The sequence below is a fragment of the Pseudomonas putida genome, from assembly GCF_028682175.1.
GTDB lineage: Bacteria > Pseudomonadota > Gammaproteobacteria > Pseudomonadales > Pseudomonadaceae > Aquipseudomonas > Aquipseudomonas putida_AD.
Genome location: NZ_JANHKS010000039.1, coordinates 19,403 through 34,363 on the forward strand (window position 1 = coordinate 19,403; position 14,961 = coordinate 34,363).

Here is a 14,961-nt window from a genome sequence, read left to right on the forward strand (position 1 = left end):
GTGATCCGGGGTCGATTCGCGCCGATATCGGTGTGAATGGCCCAATCGACACGGACGTCACTTGCTTTGCGTACTGCCCACAACCAGAACAAATGGCAACAGGAGCATTTCCCATGACGTCATCCAACGCCAATCAAGGCGCAGGACAGCTTGAAACACGCGGCATCGAGCCGGTTCCGGAAAACGAGTGCAACGGCCATCCGCTGCAACTGTTCTGGGTCTGGTTTGCGGCCAACATCAGCATTCTCGGCTTGCCCCTGGGCGCGACCCTGGTGGCCTTTCGCGGGCTGTCCATCGGCCAGGCCATCATCGTGGCGATTCTCGGCGCGGCGGGTTCCTTCGCCGTGGTGGGGGTGATCTCCATCGCTGGCCGTCGCGGCCGTGCGCCAAGCCTGACGCTCTCGCGCGCCATTTTCGGTGTGCGCGGCAACATCGGTCCTACCATCGTTTCGTTGATGTCGCGCCTGGGCTGGGAAACGGTCAACACCACCACCGCGGCCTTCGTGCTGTTGTCGTTGTGCTCGATTCTGTTTGGCACTGCGGTGGAGGCGAAGAACTCACCGGGCCTGACCCTGCTGTTCATCGCCATTTTCGTGCTGATGACCCTGACCGTATCCGGCCTGGGCCATGCCACGCTGCTGGTCATCCAGAAGTGGGCCACCTACATCTTCGGCGCGCTGAACATCGTGGTGGGCGGCTTCCTGATTGCTCACATCGACTGGACCGCCGTGTTCAATGCCACCCCGGCACCGCTGAGCGCGATGATCATCGGCGTCGGCACCATGGCGGCGGGCACCGGCATCGGCTGGGCCAACGCAGGCGCCGACATGTCGCGCTACCAGCACGCCAGCGTCAAGGCCACGCGCCTGGTCGCCTCGGCCGCCTTCGGCGCGGGCATTCCGCTGGTGCTGCTGATTACCCTGGGCGGCCTGCTGTCGGTGGGCAACGATCACCTGGCCTCGGCCACTGACCCGATCATCGCCATTCGCGAACTGCTGCCCACCTGGATGGCCGTGCCGTACCTGATTACCGCCTTCGGTGGCCTGCTGCTGTCGAACAACCTGTCGGTGTATTCGGCGGGCCTGACCACGCTGACCCTGGGGCTGAAGATCAAGCGCGTGCATGCGGTGATCGTCGACATCGTGGCGATCTTCGCCGGCTCCATCTATTTCATGCTGATCGCCGATAGCTTCTACGGCCCGTTCATTACCTTCATTTCGATGCTCGCCGTGCCGATCACCGCGTGGGTCGGGATCTTTGTGGTCGATCTGATTCACCGCCACTACTATTCGGCCAAGGACCTGATGGACGTCACCCCGAGCAGCGCCTACTGGTACAGCGGCGGCGTGGAATGGCGCGCCCTGGGTGCATGGGCGCTGGCCATCGTGCTGGGCTTCAGTTTCACCACCGTCGCCACCACGCCGGAGAACGTGCTGTTCAAGGGCTTCCTGTCCGATTCCTGGTTCGGTCATAACGGCCTGGGCTGGATCGTGACCTTCGTGGTCGCGGGCGGTCTGTACGCCATTCTCGGTGGTTCCCGCGACCGCCGCGTCGTTGCCAAAGAGGCTGCTCATGCCCGCTAGATTGCTGTACACCGGCCAGGTTGTGGTTGACCTGGTCATGGCCCTCGATGCGCTGCCCCGTTCGGGAGGCGATGTGCTTGCCAGCTCGGCGGCGTTCGAGACCGGTGGCGGTTTCAACGTGATGGCCGCGGCCCGTCGCAATGGCTTGCAGACGGTTTATCTGGGTCGTCACGGCCAGGGGCGATTCGGTGATCTGGCGCGTCAGGCCATGACTGTTGAAGGCATCGAAATCGCCACGGCTGCGTCGAGCGATCAGGACACCGGGCTGTCGGTGGCGCTTATCGAGCCGTCGGCGGAGCGTTCGTTCATCTCCTATGTCGGGGCCGAGGGCGGGTTGTCGGCCCAGGACCTGCGAAGCGTTGTCGTGCAGCCGGATGACTTCGTGTTTGTCAGTGGCTACAGCCTGCTGCACAAGAACAAGGTATCGACACTGCTGAGCTGGCTGGGCGAACTACCGCAAGGCGCGGACGTGGTGTTCGATCCGGGCCCGCTGGTGAACTCGCCGGACGGCGCCGAGATGCAGGCGGTGTTGCCGTTGATTACGCTGTGGACCAGCAATTGCGAGGAGGCGCTGCGTTTCACCGGGTGCGAGGCGATAGCCGATGCGCTTGTGAAGCTGGCGCAATGGCTCAACGATGATGCGCTGATTGTCGTGCGGGACGGCCCACAAGGTTGCTGGATCCGGCAGGGCAGCGATGAACAGCATGTACGCGGTTTTCCGGTCACGGCCATCGACACCAACGGCGCGGGCGATGCCCATGCCGGGGTGTTGCTGGCGGGGTTGGCGTCTGGCCTCTCTGCGCAACAGGCCGCCTTGCGCGCCAACGCCGCAGCGGCCATTGCCGTCACCCGCTGGGGCCCGGCAACCGCGCCCCTCGCGGCCGAGGTCGACGAAAAGGTCGCAGGCGCCAGTTGTATGGTAATCAGCGCACGATCTTGTCCACGTGAATCTCCAGCTTCTTGAGCCGGTACCACAGGCTGCGCTCGGATATCCCGATCAACTGCGCAGCCGCGGCCTGCACCCCGTTGGTCTCGTGCAGCGCGGCGAGGATGTAGGCCTTTTCGACTTCTGCCAGCGCGGCGTCGAGGTCCTTGGGGATGCCCGGCCCTTCGCTGAGAATGCTGGCGGCCGAGCTGTCCAGCGGTTTGGAGCCGAACAGGTACGCTGGCAGATCCGATTCTTCGATGGTCTGTGAGGAGGCGACGATGGTCGCCCGTTCAACGCAGTTCTGCAGCTCGCGGATATTCCCCGGCCAGGGATAGCGGGCCATCGCCAGCAGCGCTTCGGGGCTGAAACCGGTGATGCGCTTACCGGCCGTGGCGCCGAGCACGTGGGCGAAGTGGCGGGCGAGGGCGGGGATGTCTTCGACCCGTTCGCGCAAGGCGGGCAACGGGATCGGGAATACGTTGAGGCGGTAGTACAGGTCCTCGCGAAACTCCTTGCGCGCCACGGCATCGAGCAGGTTCTTGTTGGTGGCCGCGATCACCCGCACATCGACCTTGCGCTCGCGAGGATCACCCACCGGCTCGATCACCCGCTCCTGCAAGGCACGCAGAATCTTGGCCTGCAACGCCAGCGGCATGTCGCCCACTTCATCGAGAAACAGCGTGCCCTTGTCGGCCTGTTGAAAGCGCCCGATGCGGTCGGACACAGCGCCTGTGAACGCGCCTTTCTTGTGGCCGAACATCTCGCTTTCCAGCAGGCCTTCGGGAATAGCCGCGCAGTTCACCGCCACGAAGGGTTTGTCCGCGCGATTGCCATGCTTGTGGATGGCCCGTGCGACCATCTCCTTGCCGGTGCCGCTTTCGCCGGTCAGAAGAATCGTCGCGCTGCTTTCACGCACCGAATCCACGGCCTGCAAGACGCGGCGAAACGCAGGGCTTTCACCCACCAGGCTGTCGATCTGCTGGTGCTCATTGAGTTCGGCGCGCAGGCGCTGGTTGTCGCGCAGGATGTCGCGAAACTGCAGGGCTTTCTGTACCGTGATGTCCAGCTCGTCGATGTCGAACGGTTTGCTGATGTAGTCATAGGCGCCGTTGCGCATCGACTGCACGGCGTTCTTGACCGTGCTGTAGGCGGTCATGACGATCACCGGTAATTGCGGAAAACGCTGCTTGATCTCGGCCAGCAGTTGCGGGCCGTCCATGCCGGGCATGCGCCAGTCACTGATCACCAGATCGATCTCTTCACGTTCGAGCACGGTCAGCGCGTGCAGCCCGTTGCCTGCGGTGAACACCTGAATGCCGTTCTGGCCGAGGGCCGAGGCCAGCAGGTCGCACAGCTTGGGTTCATCGTCGACCACCAGCACGTTGTGGCTCATGCCTGTTCTCCTTCATCGGCCGGCAGATAGAGATTGAATGTCGCGCCAGCGCCGTGTTCGCTGATGCACTCTACACGACCGTCGTGGTTCTCCATGATCGAAAACACCTTCGCCAGCCCAAGCCCGGTGCCCGACGCCTTGGTGGTGACGAAGGGGTTGAAGATGCGCTGGATCACTTCCGGATCGACGCCCTGGCCGGTGTCGGTGATGCTGATCCGGGTGATGGGGCGCTCGCTGTCCGCCGTTTCCAGCGCGATGGATAAGGTCAGCCGTCCACCTTCGGGCATGGCGTCGATGGCGTTGAGGATCAGGTTCAGGCAGGCCTGGGTCAGTTGCCGTGCATCGGCGTACACCGTGGCGCCTGGCGTCTGCTCATCGATCACTGCCTGCACGTTGTGGGTCGCCAGTTCCGGTGCGCAGAAACCCAGTACGTCTTCCAGCAGGCCGCGTGCAGATTGCGTCGAGCGGATCGGCGCGCTGGGCTTGGCGAAGTCGAGGAATTCGGTGATCAGGTCGTTGATGCGCGTGACCTCGCTGATCACGTACTCCAGATGCCGCATATCAGTTTCGGGCAGGCTGGCGCGGCGGTGCAGCAACTGGGTCGCGGTCTTGATGATGCCCAGCGGGTTGCGGATTTCATGGGCCAGGCCCATCGCCACTTCGCCCAGGGTATGCAGCCGGTCGCGCCTGCGCAGCTGCGCTTCCAGATGCTGCAGCTCGCGCAGGCGTTCGGTCATGTGATTGAAGGTCACGCTCAGTTCGGCCAGTTCGTCGCCGCCGATGACCTCGACCTGACGATGGTAATCGCCTGCGGTAACCGCCCGGACGCCTTCGCGCAGGCCGCGCAAAGGGCGGGTCAGGTGCTGCGAAACCAGCGAGCCGACACCCAGCGACAATGCCGAGCCAACCAGGAAAATCGCCAGGAACAGGTTGGTCTGGTTGACCAGCCCCACCAGCGAAGAATGGCGCAGCAGGCCGCTGAATATCACCCCTTGCAGCTCGCCGTTGTCGTTGAGAATCGGCGAGTACAGACCGCTGTAGCGCGGTGTCGATTGCTCGCTGGCGGCCTTGGTGTCGCGCAGGATGGCTTCGATGCGCGGCGGCACCTGGGGCGGGTGGTCTTCGAAGCGCTGGGTCGAGAAAATCTCGCCGAAGCCTTCGCTGTTGCGCAGGTACAGGCGCAGGTCCAGGGAGTGCACATCGGCGACGCTGGTGAGAAAACTGTTGTCCAGGTAAGTCGCGATCACCAGCTCGTAATCGACCCCGCCCTGCAGGGTGTGAAAGGTCGAGACCACGGTACCGACAGCGCTGCCGCCTTCGTGGATGGTCTGCAGCACCGCCTTGGGCGAAAGGCTGATCTGGCTGACAATGTCGTCGGCGGCGGTGGAAAACATGACCTTGTGATCGTCGCTGCGGATCAGCGCCACCACATCGATGCCCATGGCGTCCGCGACATCGGCGATCAGCTTGTCACGCTTGCCGCCGGTCTCGGCGTCGGGCCGTGCGTAGGCCTGGAACAACTGCGCCACACGCGCGTTGTTGTGCATGATCTCGGTGGTTTCGTCGATGACGATCTTGGTCGATTCCTGCAACCAGATGCGCACGTTGCTCTCGAAGATCTGCGACAGGGTGGAGGCGGCCAGCTCGGCGGCGATCATGGTCGGGATCACGCTGACCAGCCAGAACGCCAGCACCAGCTTGCGCTGCACGCTCCAGCGCGAGAGGGAAAACAGTGAACGGGCGGAGCGTTCCGGAAATTCAGTCATCGATGTTCGCTTAGTGCCGCAGCCATGGCAGGATCGGAACGGTCGGGGCGGATGACCCGTTTGACCAGTTTGAGCACGGTGTTCATTACCCGGTTGCGATGGCGGAAGAACAGCAGGTTGGGCTCGAAGCGACACCCGAAGCGAATCTTGCTCGCGTACCCCGCCTGGCCTGCCTCGTACACCGGAATGCGATTGTGGATGCAGTACTCGACATTGGCCAGCCAGCTGCGTGCATAGAGGTTGTGCTCCCGGGTGCGTTCCAGGTCGTGGGCGAAAATTTTGTCGATCAGGCGTTGCTCGTTCAGCAGCATCAGATTGAACGCCACCAGGCGGTTGTCGATCCAGTACAGCACGCACACCGCGCGCTCGCCGAGCTGTTCGAGGATGCCGGTGAAGTAGCCAGGCCCGAGCCGTTCGAATTGTAGATCACTGCGCGCAAGCGTCGCTTCATAGAGCTGCATGATGTCCGGCAGCACGTCGTCGATCTCTCGCCGCCACTCGATACGCGGTGCCGGAGCGCGCAAGGTGCGACGCAAATCCTTGCGGGTGGATTTGCCCAGCGACCCCAGGTAGGCATCCATCGACGGGTAAGTCACCGGCAGCAGGGCGCTGGGCAGGCTGGGCATCGCCTGCAACCCTGCACGGCGGCAGGTTTCGGCCCAGACCGGCTCCTCGCCGGGCGCATCCTTCACCGCCAGCAGGCCCACGCCCAGGCTGTCGGCGTCCTGTCGCGCCCGCTGCAACAGCCGGTTGAACACCTCCTGACGCCGATGCCCGGGGACGTGGCTGGCGATCCCCGCGTTGCAGCGTTCGGCCACCGGCGAGCCGACGGCGTACAGCTGCAGATCGAACACCCCAGGCCACAGGCGGTTGAGCTGTTCGGTCAGGCGCTTGCCCACGCCCTGCATGGTGGTATCGAGGCTGTAGCGGGTGACGAACGCAGGCGCCACGCCCAGCAGCAGCGGGCCGTCGAACACCGCAAGGTAGCGCCAGGTGAAACGCTCGATACCGGCCTGCTCGACCGCCAGATAGAAGTCCCAGTCCTCCAGTTGGCCGGGAAAGCAGTCGTTCCATTCCTCACGGGGGATGAAACGGATGCTGGAAAAGGCATGGGTGCTGATCATGATTCATGCCAGTTGAGGTTGATCGTCAACGCCGAGCGGCTGACTCGCTGGTGCGGGGTCCAGCTGTGATCCGGCCTGCACCTGAGTCTCGATGAAGGAGGCGCTGAGGTCGATGACCTGCCGGTATTCCAGGTCCACAGTGATCATGTGATAGCAGTTGTCGAGCAGCACCTTGACCACCGGTGCGCCCAGGTGACGCTCGACGTAATCGGCGTTCCAGCGGCTGGTGATGTCGTCTTCAAGGGAATGCAGCACCAGCGCGGGGGCGTCTACGTAGGGCATGCCGCGCTTGGCCACGGCGATCAGCCGATGCAGTTCGCGCACGCTGACCCCGGACATGGTCAGAAGCCCGGCGTTGCTGCTTTCGCCTTCCTTCATCTGCTTTTCGACGATGGCGCGCAGGCGCGGATTCTTGATGCCGTAGGGCGGCTTTTCGTTGAAGCGGCAGATATGCACGCCGAACGGCACCATCATGTAAATGTGAGTGAACTTGGCCACGAACGGCATGTTCCAGCCGTCGTAGCGCAAGGTCGTGGAATACAGCAAGAGCCCGGCGATTTCACCGGGGTGCTCCGCTGCCATGTGCATCGACATCACGGCGCCCATCGACAGGCCGCCGACGAACACCTGGCGGTGCCGCTGGCGAATGCCGACGAAGGTGCGCAACGCGCTCTGGTACCAGTCGTCCCAGCGAGTGCGCTGCAGGTCGTCGTTGTCGCCGCAATGCCCGGCCAGGGTCGGCACGTACACCGTGCAGCCCCGGTCGGCCAGGCCCTGGGCCACGCGACGCAACTCCGTCGGGGTGCCGGTCAGGCCGTGGATCAGCAACACCCCCACGGCGCCGTTGCCGAGAATGAACCCGGCATCGCCTTCGCCCATGTCGATCGCAGTGTGCGAGGGCGTCGGGCTCATCGTTTCATGGCCCGGTGCAGCAGGCGGTCGAGCAGGGCGATGCCCAGGTCGATCTCCGGGTAGCTGATTTCCAGCGACGGCGCGAGGGTGATCACGTTCTTGTAGTAACCGCCCACGTCCAGCACCAGTCCCAGGCGTTTGCCGTCGATTTCGATGTCGCCTTTCATGCCTTCCTCGACCATGAAATCCAGTGTCGCCTTGTCCGGGGTGAAGCCGTCCGGAGCGCAGATCTCGGCACGCAGGGCCAGGCCCAGGCCATCGACATCGCCAATGATCGGGTAGCGTTTCTGCAGGTCGCGCAGGCCTTCGAGGAAGTACTTGCCTTTGTTCATGACCATCGAGCCGTAGTCGGTTTCCGATGTCATCTTGAACATTTCCAGCCCCACTGCCGTGCCCAGCGGGTTGGAGGCGAAGGTGGAGTGGGTCGAGCCTGGCGGGAAGATTTTCGGGTTGATCAGCTCTTCGCGGGCCCAGATGCCGCCCAGCGGATTGAGGCCGTTGGTCAGCGCCTTGCCGAACACGATCACGTCGGGTTTGACGTCGAAGTGTTCGATCGACCACAGCTTGCCGGTGCGATAGAAGCCCATCTGGATTTCATCGACCACCATCAGGATGCCGTGCTGGTCGAGCACGTGCTTGAGTTCGCTGTAGAAGTTCATCGGCGGAATCACGTAGCCGCCGGTGCCCTGGATCGGCTCGACGTAAAACGCGGCGTATTCGCTCTGGCCGACTTTCGGGTCCCAGACGCCGTTGTATTCGGTCTCGAACAGGCGGGCGAACTGCTTCACGCAGTAGCTGCCGTATTCTTCCTTGGTCATGCCTTTGGGGCCGCGGAAGTGGTACGGGAACGGGATGAACTGCGCGCGCTCGCCGAAGTGGCCGTAGCGGCGGCGATAGCGGTAGCTGGAGGTGATCGATGAGGCGCCCAGGGTGCGGCCGTGGTAGCCGCCTTCGAAGGCGAACATCAGGCTCTTGCCGTTGCTGGCGTTGCGCACGACCTTGAGCGAGTCCTCGATGGACTGCGAACCGCCGACGTTGAAATGCACGCGACCGTCCAGGCCGAATTTGTTCTTGGCGTCCACCGCGATGGTTTCCGCCAGCTCGATCTTGCCCTTGTGCAGGTACTGGCTGGCGATTTGCGGCAGGGTGTCGATCTGCTGTTTCAAGGCATTGTTCAGGCGCGGGTTGGCGTAGCCGAAGTTCACCGCCGAGTACCACATCTGCAGGTCGAGGTAGGCCTGGTCGCTGGTGTCGTAGACGTACGAGCCTTCGCAGCGGCTGAAAATGCGCGGCGGGTCGATGTAGTGGACGGTGTCGCCAAAGGAGCAGTACTTGGCTTCTTTTTCCAGAAGGATCTGGTCTTCGGCGGTGGCGATGCGGATATCAGACATGGTGGAAGAGTTCCTGGGATTCGTTGGAGAGGTGAACGACGGGAGCCGGCAGGCTGTGGGGCAGAAGGGCCAGCAAGGCAGGGAGTTGGGCGAAAGAGTCGAAGCGCGCATGGGGGATGCCGTTGTGCACGCAGTGGTCGGCCAGCCGGCCCTTGGCGAAGACGAAATCGGCGGTGCTGGCTACGCACATGTCGGACTTGCCGTCGCCGATCACCAGCACGCGTTTGTCAGCGGGTGTGGATTTGCATTTGCAGTTCCCGGAGGCCGCGCGACAGGCGTCGCTGGCGTGGGGGAAGACGATGCGCCAGCTGTTCTGGTCCACCTGACGCAGGCCGTTGGCGATGATCGGCAGCAGCGGCACCTGGTGGCGCGAGAGGATGCGGGCGATGCCTTGTTCCAGGCCATCGCTGACGATGTCCAGGGTGGCGCCCAGGCCGATCACGTGTTCGACGAACGCCGGGAAGTCGGGGTCGATGCTGACGCTGTCGAAGTAGTCCAGCAATTGCGCCGGAAACGCCTTGACCAGCGCCAGTTGGCGGCTGAGGCACTCCCGCGAGCCGATGCGGCCGTTGAGCCACTCGTCTTCGATGTCTACCCAACTGGGATCGGCGAAGCGTTCGAGAATGTTGTCGATCACGTCGGTCGGGGTGATCGTCCCGTCGAAATCACACACGATATGCCAATGCATCATCTGCGTTTGCCTGTCTTGTCCAAAGAGAGAGCGGGGCGAAGGGCTCGCCGTGTTGCTCGTGGCAGGGCAAGAGCAGGGACTGTGCCAAGGGTATGAAAGCCCGCAGGGCCGGGGTTGTGGCAGTCGCCGGAGGTGGCTGGAGGGGTGCGAAGCTACAATTTTTGTAGCTTGCTACAAACAACATCAGTGCTTGCGCTGGTGGTCGCCTCTGGGGATTGATGCGCGCATGTTCGCTGCCCCGAGACCTCTGCGATGACTCTTCTGCCGATCTGTTTCAAACGCCGCCTGTGCATCGCCGGGCTGCTCTGCGCCGCGTATTTCAGCCCGGCGTGCCATGCCGATCCGCTGACCGGCGATGCGGGCGTGGGCGTCGCCTACCAGCCCCATGACCCCACTGGCACGCGCTACGAAACCCGGCCGATTCCCTATCTGGACCTGTCCTGGGGGCGGGTCAATCTCAGCTCCGACGAGGGCTTGTCCTGGGATGCGCTCAAGGCCAACGGCTGGAGCGCCGGGCCGTTCGTCAATTATGTCGAGGGCCGCACGGCCAATGGCGCGCTGCACGGTCTGCATGACGTGTCGGACATGGGCGAGGTGGGTGGCTTCGTCGAATACAGCCCATCGGACGCCTGGCGTGTTTTCGCTGAAGTGGGCCGCACCTTCGGCGGCAGCAACGGGCAGGGCGGGGTGTTGGGGCGGGTCGGCGGCGAGCTGGATTACCCGCTGGGCCGCGGGATATTCGGCGGCACGACCCTGGCTGCGCACTACGCCAACGCGGAACAGGCGCAGACCTTCTTCGGCGTCAGCGGCGCCGAGTCACAGGCCTCCGGCATCCGCGCCTACAACGCCAGCGGCGGTTTCCAGAACCTGACCCTGACCCAGAGCGTAGCCTTCCCGATAGCTGCGAACTGGTCGCTGATCACCAGCGCCAGCTGGATTCACCTGGTGGGACCGGCCGCCGACAGCAGCATCGTTCGCCAGCAAGGCCGTGTGAATCAAGGCGAACTGGACGTCGCCGTGGCGTATCACTTCAAGTAGCGGGCGGGTTGGTCTGGGCCTTGCAATGAGCCGAAGCACTCATCGTTTTCGAGGAAGTTCTTCATGGCTCGTCCCGTTTACCGCTGGCTCGCGTACTCGCTCTGGGACATCGTCCCGATTGCCATGGCGCTGGCCCATTTCGCTTTCGTGCTGTGGCTGGTCATGGCCTTTCACAGCCTGTCATGGTGGGCCATCGTGCCGCTGGCGCTGCTGTATGCCGTCAGCCTGTCGTGGAGCATCAACAGCATCTCCCACAACCAGATCCACAACGCCTATTTCACTCACAAGGGCATGAACCGCGCGTTCGACTTGCTGCTGTCGGTGACCATCGGTTTCTCCCAGACCATGTACCGCGACATCCACAACCGTCACCATCGCGGCAACTCCGACCGGCCCAACGACAAGGGCGAAACCGTCGACCCGCTGTCGATCTACCGCTACGGCCACAACGGCGAGCCAGAGGCGCTATGGCGCTATGTGTTCCTGAGTGCCTTTCGTGACGAGCCCAAGAGCTATTACGAGGACATGAAGCGCAAGCACCCCGACGATGCGCGCTGGGCGAAGGTGGAAATCTACGTGACCGTCGCGGCCTACATCGCGCTGGCGTTCCATGACTGGCATGCGGTGTTGCTGTTGCTGCCGTTCTGGTACCTGGGGCAGTCGCTGTCGTCGTTGAACGGCTATTACGAGCACCTGGGCGGCAACCCCGACCTGCCAATTGCCTGGGGCGTGAGTTCGTACAGCCCGCTCTATAACCTGATCTGGATGAACAACGGCTACCACGCCGAACACCATTACCGCCCCAAGATGCACTGGACCAAGGTCAAGGCCTTTCACCGGGAGATCAAGGAGCAGCAGCGGATGATGGGCGTGAAGGAGATACCGGTGTCCCATGGGTTGGGGTTTTTGTTGGATCACACCAATCAATGAACTGGAACACGGCCCCGTAGCAGCACGGCTTGCCGGCGGGAGCGGTGTGTCAGACAAGGATTATTCGACTGACACACCGACCCCGCCGGCAAGCCGTGCTGCTACGAATGGATTTATGTGATTCACACGGACCTGTAGGAGTGAGCTTGCTCGCGATTGCATTCGGTCAGACACCTGAACTTTGCCTGATACACCGCCATCGCGAGCAAGCTCACTCCTACAGGGTTAATGTTCTTTCTCTGCCAACAACGCTATCCCGCCAATAATCACCCACACCCCCAGCCAGTGCAGGGCGCTGATGTGCTCGCCCAGCCCCAGCCACGACCCCAGCAGCACCACCACGAACACCAGCGAACTCAAGGGAAAGGCCAGCGACAGACTGCTACGTCGCAGGATCAGCATCCAGCTCAGGAACGAGCCCACATAACAGCCCACGGCCCCCAGCACCGCCACATTGCCCATCGCCGCCAGCAGCCAGTCCAGCCCGAACGGCATCGCTGACAGTCCATCGCCACCGACCTTCAGCGCCAGTTGCGCCGCGCTCTCGAAACCAATCAACAGCCCCCAGAGCCCGATGCTCGCGGCGCGGCTTTCCAGCCAGCGCCAGGCCGGTTTTTCATTCAGGATTTGCTCATTCATCTATGGATTTCCTGGCCACAACATTCGACTGATCCAGCCCGGCCTTGCGCACCAGCCAGCCCAGCAATCGGGTGACCCACGCACGGCGGTGATGGAGATAATGGTCATTGCCCAGCAGCCGACAACCCAGCCGCAGCTTCTCGTCATAGGCCGCCTGGCTGGCTTCGAACGCCGGAATGCCCTGGGCAATGCAACGCTGCACATGGGCCAGCCAGGTGCGGTGGTAGAGGTTGTGCTCACGGGCGGCTGCGCCATCGGAGGCAAACACCTTGTCGATCTGCCTCAACCCGTCGCCCAGCAGCAGGTTGAAGCCGATCAGCCGGTCGCCACACCAGAACAGGTAGCAGGTCGCACGCTCGCCCAGCATGGCCAGCACCGAGCGGAAATAGTCGGCGGTCAGCGGTTCGATCTCCTCGCCGCTACGGCCCACGGTGTCGGCATACAGCGCCAGCATGGTTTCGATCACGTCATCGACCTGATGCTGCCGCGCTTCGATGCGCAGGTTCGATGGCGCCGCCAGCTTGCGTTTGAGCCCCTTGCGCGTCACCCGGCCGAGGCTCGCCAGATAGCCCTGCAGATCGGCGTAGGGCAACGGCAGCAGGGTTCTCGGCATTCCGGCCACGCGGGCAAAGCCCAGATGTTCCAGCGCGCTGCGCAAAGTCACACGCTCTTCGGCTACGTCCTTGAACAGGTACAGCCAGGTGCCGTCCAGTCGCGACTGGCGATCCAGGGCGTCTATCAGCACCGGCAGGATTTCAGGCGTGCGCGCCAGCCAGTCCGGGGCGCAGGCGATGGAGCAGGTTTCGGTGACGGGCGAACCCACCGCCAGGATCGGCAGCGATAGCTGCCCGAACAGCTTCGCCAGCAGACCGTCGAGCACCTGGTTCAGCGGCAGCCGATGGCGATAGGCCGGTGCCACCGCGATCAGGCGCTGGCCGTCGCGGATCATGAAATAACGCGGCTCGATGCCAGGTAATCCGGCGTCTTCGATGGCGGCGTAGTAGTCGTAGCCTTCAAGCTCGTCGCTGTCGAGTTGCGCCCAGTCGCTGCGCCTGACCCGATGAATGCTGTGGCTGACCTCGACGCTCAGTGCAGAAGTGTCACTGAGCGTGACCGGGTTCCCTTGGGCGTAAATCGATTGAATCTGTGTCATGAACACCTCACGCGCCGGTGGCGCACACCAGCATGACGCCGAACGTAATGACCATCGTGCCGAGCCAGCGGCGCCGGCTGACCCGCTCGCCAAGCACCAGCCTCCCGCCCAGCACCACGCCGACGTAACTCAGGCTCGCAGCCGGAAACACCAGCGACAGCGGCGCCAGCGACAGCACCAGCAGCCAGGTGATGAACTCGACCACATAGGCGCCCACGCCAAACCAGAGCATCGGCGCGCCGGCGATCTGCACCCAGAAGCTGCGCAGGCGAAACCCGCCTTCCTGTGCAGGCAGCCGGTCCAGGCCGAGCTTGAATGCCAGTTGGCCAATGACGTCGAGCAGGATTGAAAAGGCCGTCAGCAGCACCACGGTCAGGGTCATGGGAACAGCTCCTCGAACAGGGTGATCAGGGCGGCATTGGTCTGGGCATTGCGGGCAATGTCCGCTTCGCTCCAGCGTTCTGCAGGCGGCTGATCGGATTTCGCCTCCCAGCGCTTGAGCGGATTGCTGAACGCCGGGGGCGCGAACTCGCCGCAGACGTCGATGCCCAGCACCCGGGTGCTAGCGGCCAAGGTGCGGATGGCGTCGAGCAGATGGCTCAGGCGCATGCCGCCCTGGTCCCAGTTGGTGGCGGCGTCTTCGCAGGCGAGCACGTCCTTGTCGATGGTGATCCACACCGCATCGGTGGGCAGGCTGGCGACCAGTTGTTCGAGGAACACCGGCCAGTCCACCTCGGCCAGGTTGTGCCAGTGCAGGTGACCGTCGATTTGCCGATGACCGGGTCCGTCGCCGATCCTGCCCCAGACTTTCGAGGGCGGATGGCGCCAGGGGAACAATTGCAGGTCACCGCGCCTGAGTGCGCCGAGATTGCCGCCCTTGAGCTGCGGGCTTTGCAGGTCATCGCTGCAAGGCCCGAGGGTGATGACGCGTTGTACGTTGGGCAGCTTGAGCGCGCGATTGACCCACGAGCCGCAGTGGCGGCGGGGCGCGAAGTGCACCCAGTCCGGGTGGTTGTCGAAGTGGATCAGCGTGACCGGCTCGGGCAGGTCGGTGAGCAGGGCAGGGGTCAGGTGGTGATAGTCGCCGGAGCCGACGAAGAAGATTTCCGGCCGGTTGCCCAATGGCCTGGCGCGGTGGTCCAGATGCCCGGCGAAGCGCTGGTAATTGTTTTCAGTGGACCAGAGCCGCAATACCGGCCCCAGGGCCAGCAGGTCAAGCCGCGTGGCACGTCCGTCCTGCAGTCGGTCCTTGATCGGTGCCTGCTGCGTGAGGCTGTGATCGAGATCGAGAATGTTCAAGGTTGCCTTCACCCATCAAATGCCGCCCCGGACACCGGGTCCATGGCCATGAACACCGGCCGGGCGGGCCTTTCAGGGGGATTGCAAAGGGTGGGCCAAGGGTTTGAACGAGAC

At 63.4% G+C, this 14,961-nt stretch carries 14 protein-coding genes; 4 read left to right on the forward strand and 10 right to left on the reverse strand.

Annotation, left to right across the window (positions count from 1 at the left end; all coding sequences use genetic code 11):
- The first annotated feature begins 113 nt into the window (after window positions 1-113).
- Together NPS29_RS21940 and NPS29_RS21945 are read left to right on the forward strand one after the other, a co-directional pair.
- Entirely contained in the window at window positions 114-1,583 is a 1,470-nt protein-coding gene (locus NPS29_RS21940; protein ID WP_274135076.1) for a purine-cytosine permease family protein, read from the forward strand.
- Window positions 1,573-2,547: a PfkB family carbohydrate kinase gene (locus tag NPS29_RS21945; protein ID WP_274135077.1), complete on the forward strand. Its 975-nt coding sequence runs from the start codon at window positions 1,573-1,575 to the stop codon at window positions 2,545-2,547. Before NPS29_RS21940 ends, NPS29_RS21945 begins: the two co-directional genes overlap by 11 nt.
- Here NPS29_RS21945 and NPS29_RS21950 read toward each other — a convergent pair.
- From NPS29_RS21950 to NPS29_RS21975, 6 genes are read right to left on the reverse strand one after another with little or no spacing between them, the layout of a single operon-like run.
- On the reverse strand, window positions 2,507-3,904 hold the full coding sequence (locus NPS29_RS21950) for a sigma-54-dependent transcriptional regulator (protein ID WP_274135078.1): 1,398 nt from the start codon (window positions 3,902-3,904) through the stop codon (window positions 2,507-2,509). The genes NPS29_RS21945 and NPS29_RS21950 overlap by 41 nt on opposite strands.
- Window positions 3,901-5,670 (reverse strand): ATP-binding protein, encoded by a 1,770-nt coding sequence (locus NPS29_RS21955; RefSeq protein WP_274135079.1) that lies wholly within the window; start codon window positions 5,668-5,670, stop codon window positions 3,901-3,903. Before NPS29_RS21955 ends, NPS29_RS21950 begins: the two co-directional genes overlap by 4 nt.
- Entirely contained in the window at window positions 5,667-6,794 is a 1,128-nt protein-coding gene (locus tag NPS29_RS21960; RefSeq protein ID WP_274135080.1) for a GNAT family N-acetyltransferase, read from the reverse strand. The genes NPS29_RS21955 and NPS29_RS21960 overlap by 4 nt, the downstream gene beginning before the upstream one ends.
- Before the next feature lie 3 nt (window positions 6,795-6,797).
- Window positions 6,798-7,706 (reverse strand): alpha/beta hydrolase, encoded by a 909-nt coding sequence (locus tag NPS29_RS21965; RefSeq protein ID WP_274135081.1) that lies wholly within the window; start codon window positions 7,704-7,706, stop codon window positions 6,798-6,800.
- Window positions 7,703-9,097 (reverse strand): aspartate aminotransferase family protein, encoded by a 1,395-nt coding sequence (locus NPS29_RS21970; protein ID WP_274135082.1) that lies wholly within the window; start codon window positions 9,095-9,097, stop codon window positions 7,703-7,705. Before NPS29_RS21970 ends, NPS29_RS21965 begins: the two co-directional genes overlap by 4 nt.
- Entirely contained in the window at window positions 9,090-9,788 is a 699-nt protein-coding gene (locus NPS29_RS21975; protein ID WP_274135083.1) for an MtnX-like HAD-IB family phosphatase, read from the reverse strand. The genes NPS29_RS21970 and NPS29_RS21975 overlap by 8 nt, the downstream gene beginning before the upstream one ends.
- Window positions 9,789-10,040: 252 nt before the next feature.
- On the opposite strand from NPS29_RS21975, the gene NPS29_RS21980 reads away from it, so the two are divergent.
- The gene (locus tag NPS29_RS21980) at window positions 10,041-10,826 is read left to right on the forward strand and encodes a MipA/OmpV family protein (RefSeq protein ID WP_274135084.1); all 786 of its coding nucleotides are present in this window, start codon (window positions 10,041-10,043) and stop codon (window positions 10,824-10,826) included.
- 63 nt (window positions 10,827-10,889) lie between these two features.
- On the forward strand, window positions 10,890-11,756 hold the full coding sequence (locus NPS29_RS21985; protein ID WP_274135085.1) for a fatty acid desaturase family protein: 867 nt from the start codon (window positions 10,890-10,892) through the stop codon (window positions 11,754-11,756).
- 225 nt (window positions 11,757-11,981) lie between these two features.
- Here NPS29_RS21985 and NPS29_RS21990 read toward each other — a convergent pair whose 3' ends face one another.
- The 4 genes from NPS29_RS21990 to NPS29_RS22005 are packed head-to-tail and all read right to left on the reverse strand — an operon-like array spanning window position 11,982 to window position 14,847.
- Window positions 11,982-12,395, reverse strand: coding sequence for an EamA family transporter (locus NPS29_RS21990; protein WP_274135086.1), 414 nt, complete (start codon window positions 12,393-12,395; stop codon window positions 11,982-11,984).
- A complete protein-coding gene (locus NPS29_RS21995; RefSeq protein WP_274135087.1) occupies window positions 12,388-13,548 on the reverse strand; it encodes a GNAT family N-acetyltransferase in 1,161 nt (386 codons plus the stop codon). Before NPS29_RS21995 ends, NPS29_RS21990 begins: the two co-directional genes overlap by 8 nt.
- A 7-nt stretch (window positions 13,549-13,555) precedes the next feature.
- The gene (locus NPS29_RS22000; RefSeq protein WP_274135088.1) at window positions 13,556-13,930 is read right to left on the reverse strand and encodes a transporter; all 375 of its coding nucleotides are present in this window, start codon (window positions 13,928-13,930) and stop codon (window positions 13,556-13,558) included.
- Window positions 13,927-14,847 carry an arginase gene (locus tag NPS29_RS22005; RefSeq protein WP_274135089.1) on the reverse strand — a complete coding sequence of 307 codons (921 nt, stop codon included), beginning with the start codon at window positions 14,845-14,847 and terminating at the stop codon, window positions 13,927-13,929. Before NPS29_RS22005 ends, NPS29_RS22000 begins: the two co-directional genes overlap by 4 nt.
- Window positions 14,848-14,961 lie beyond the last annotated feature (114 nt).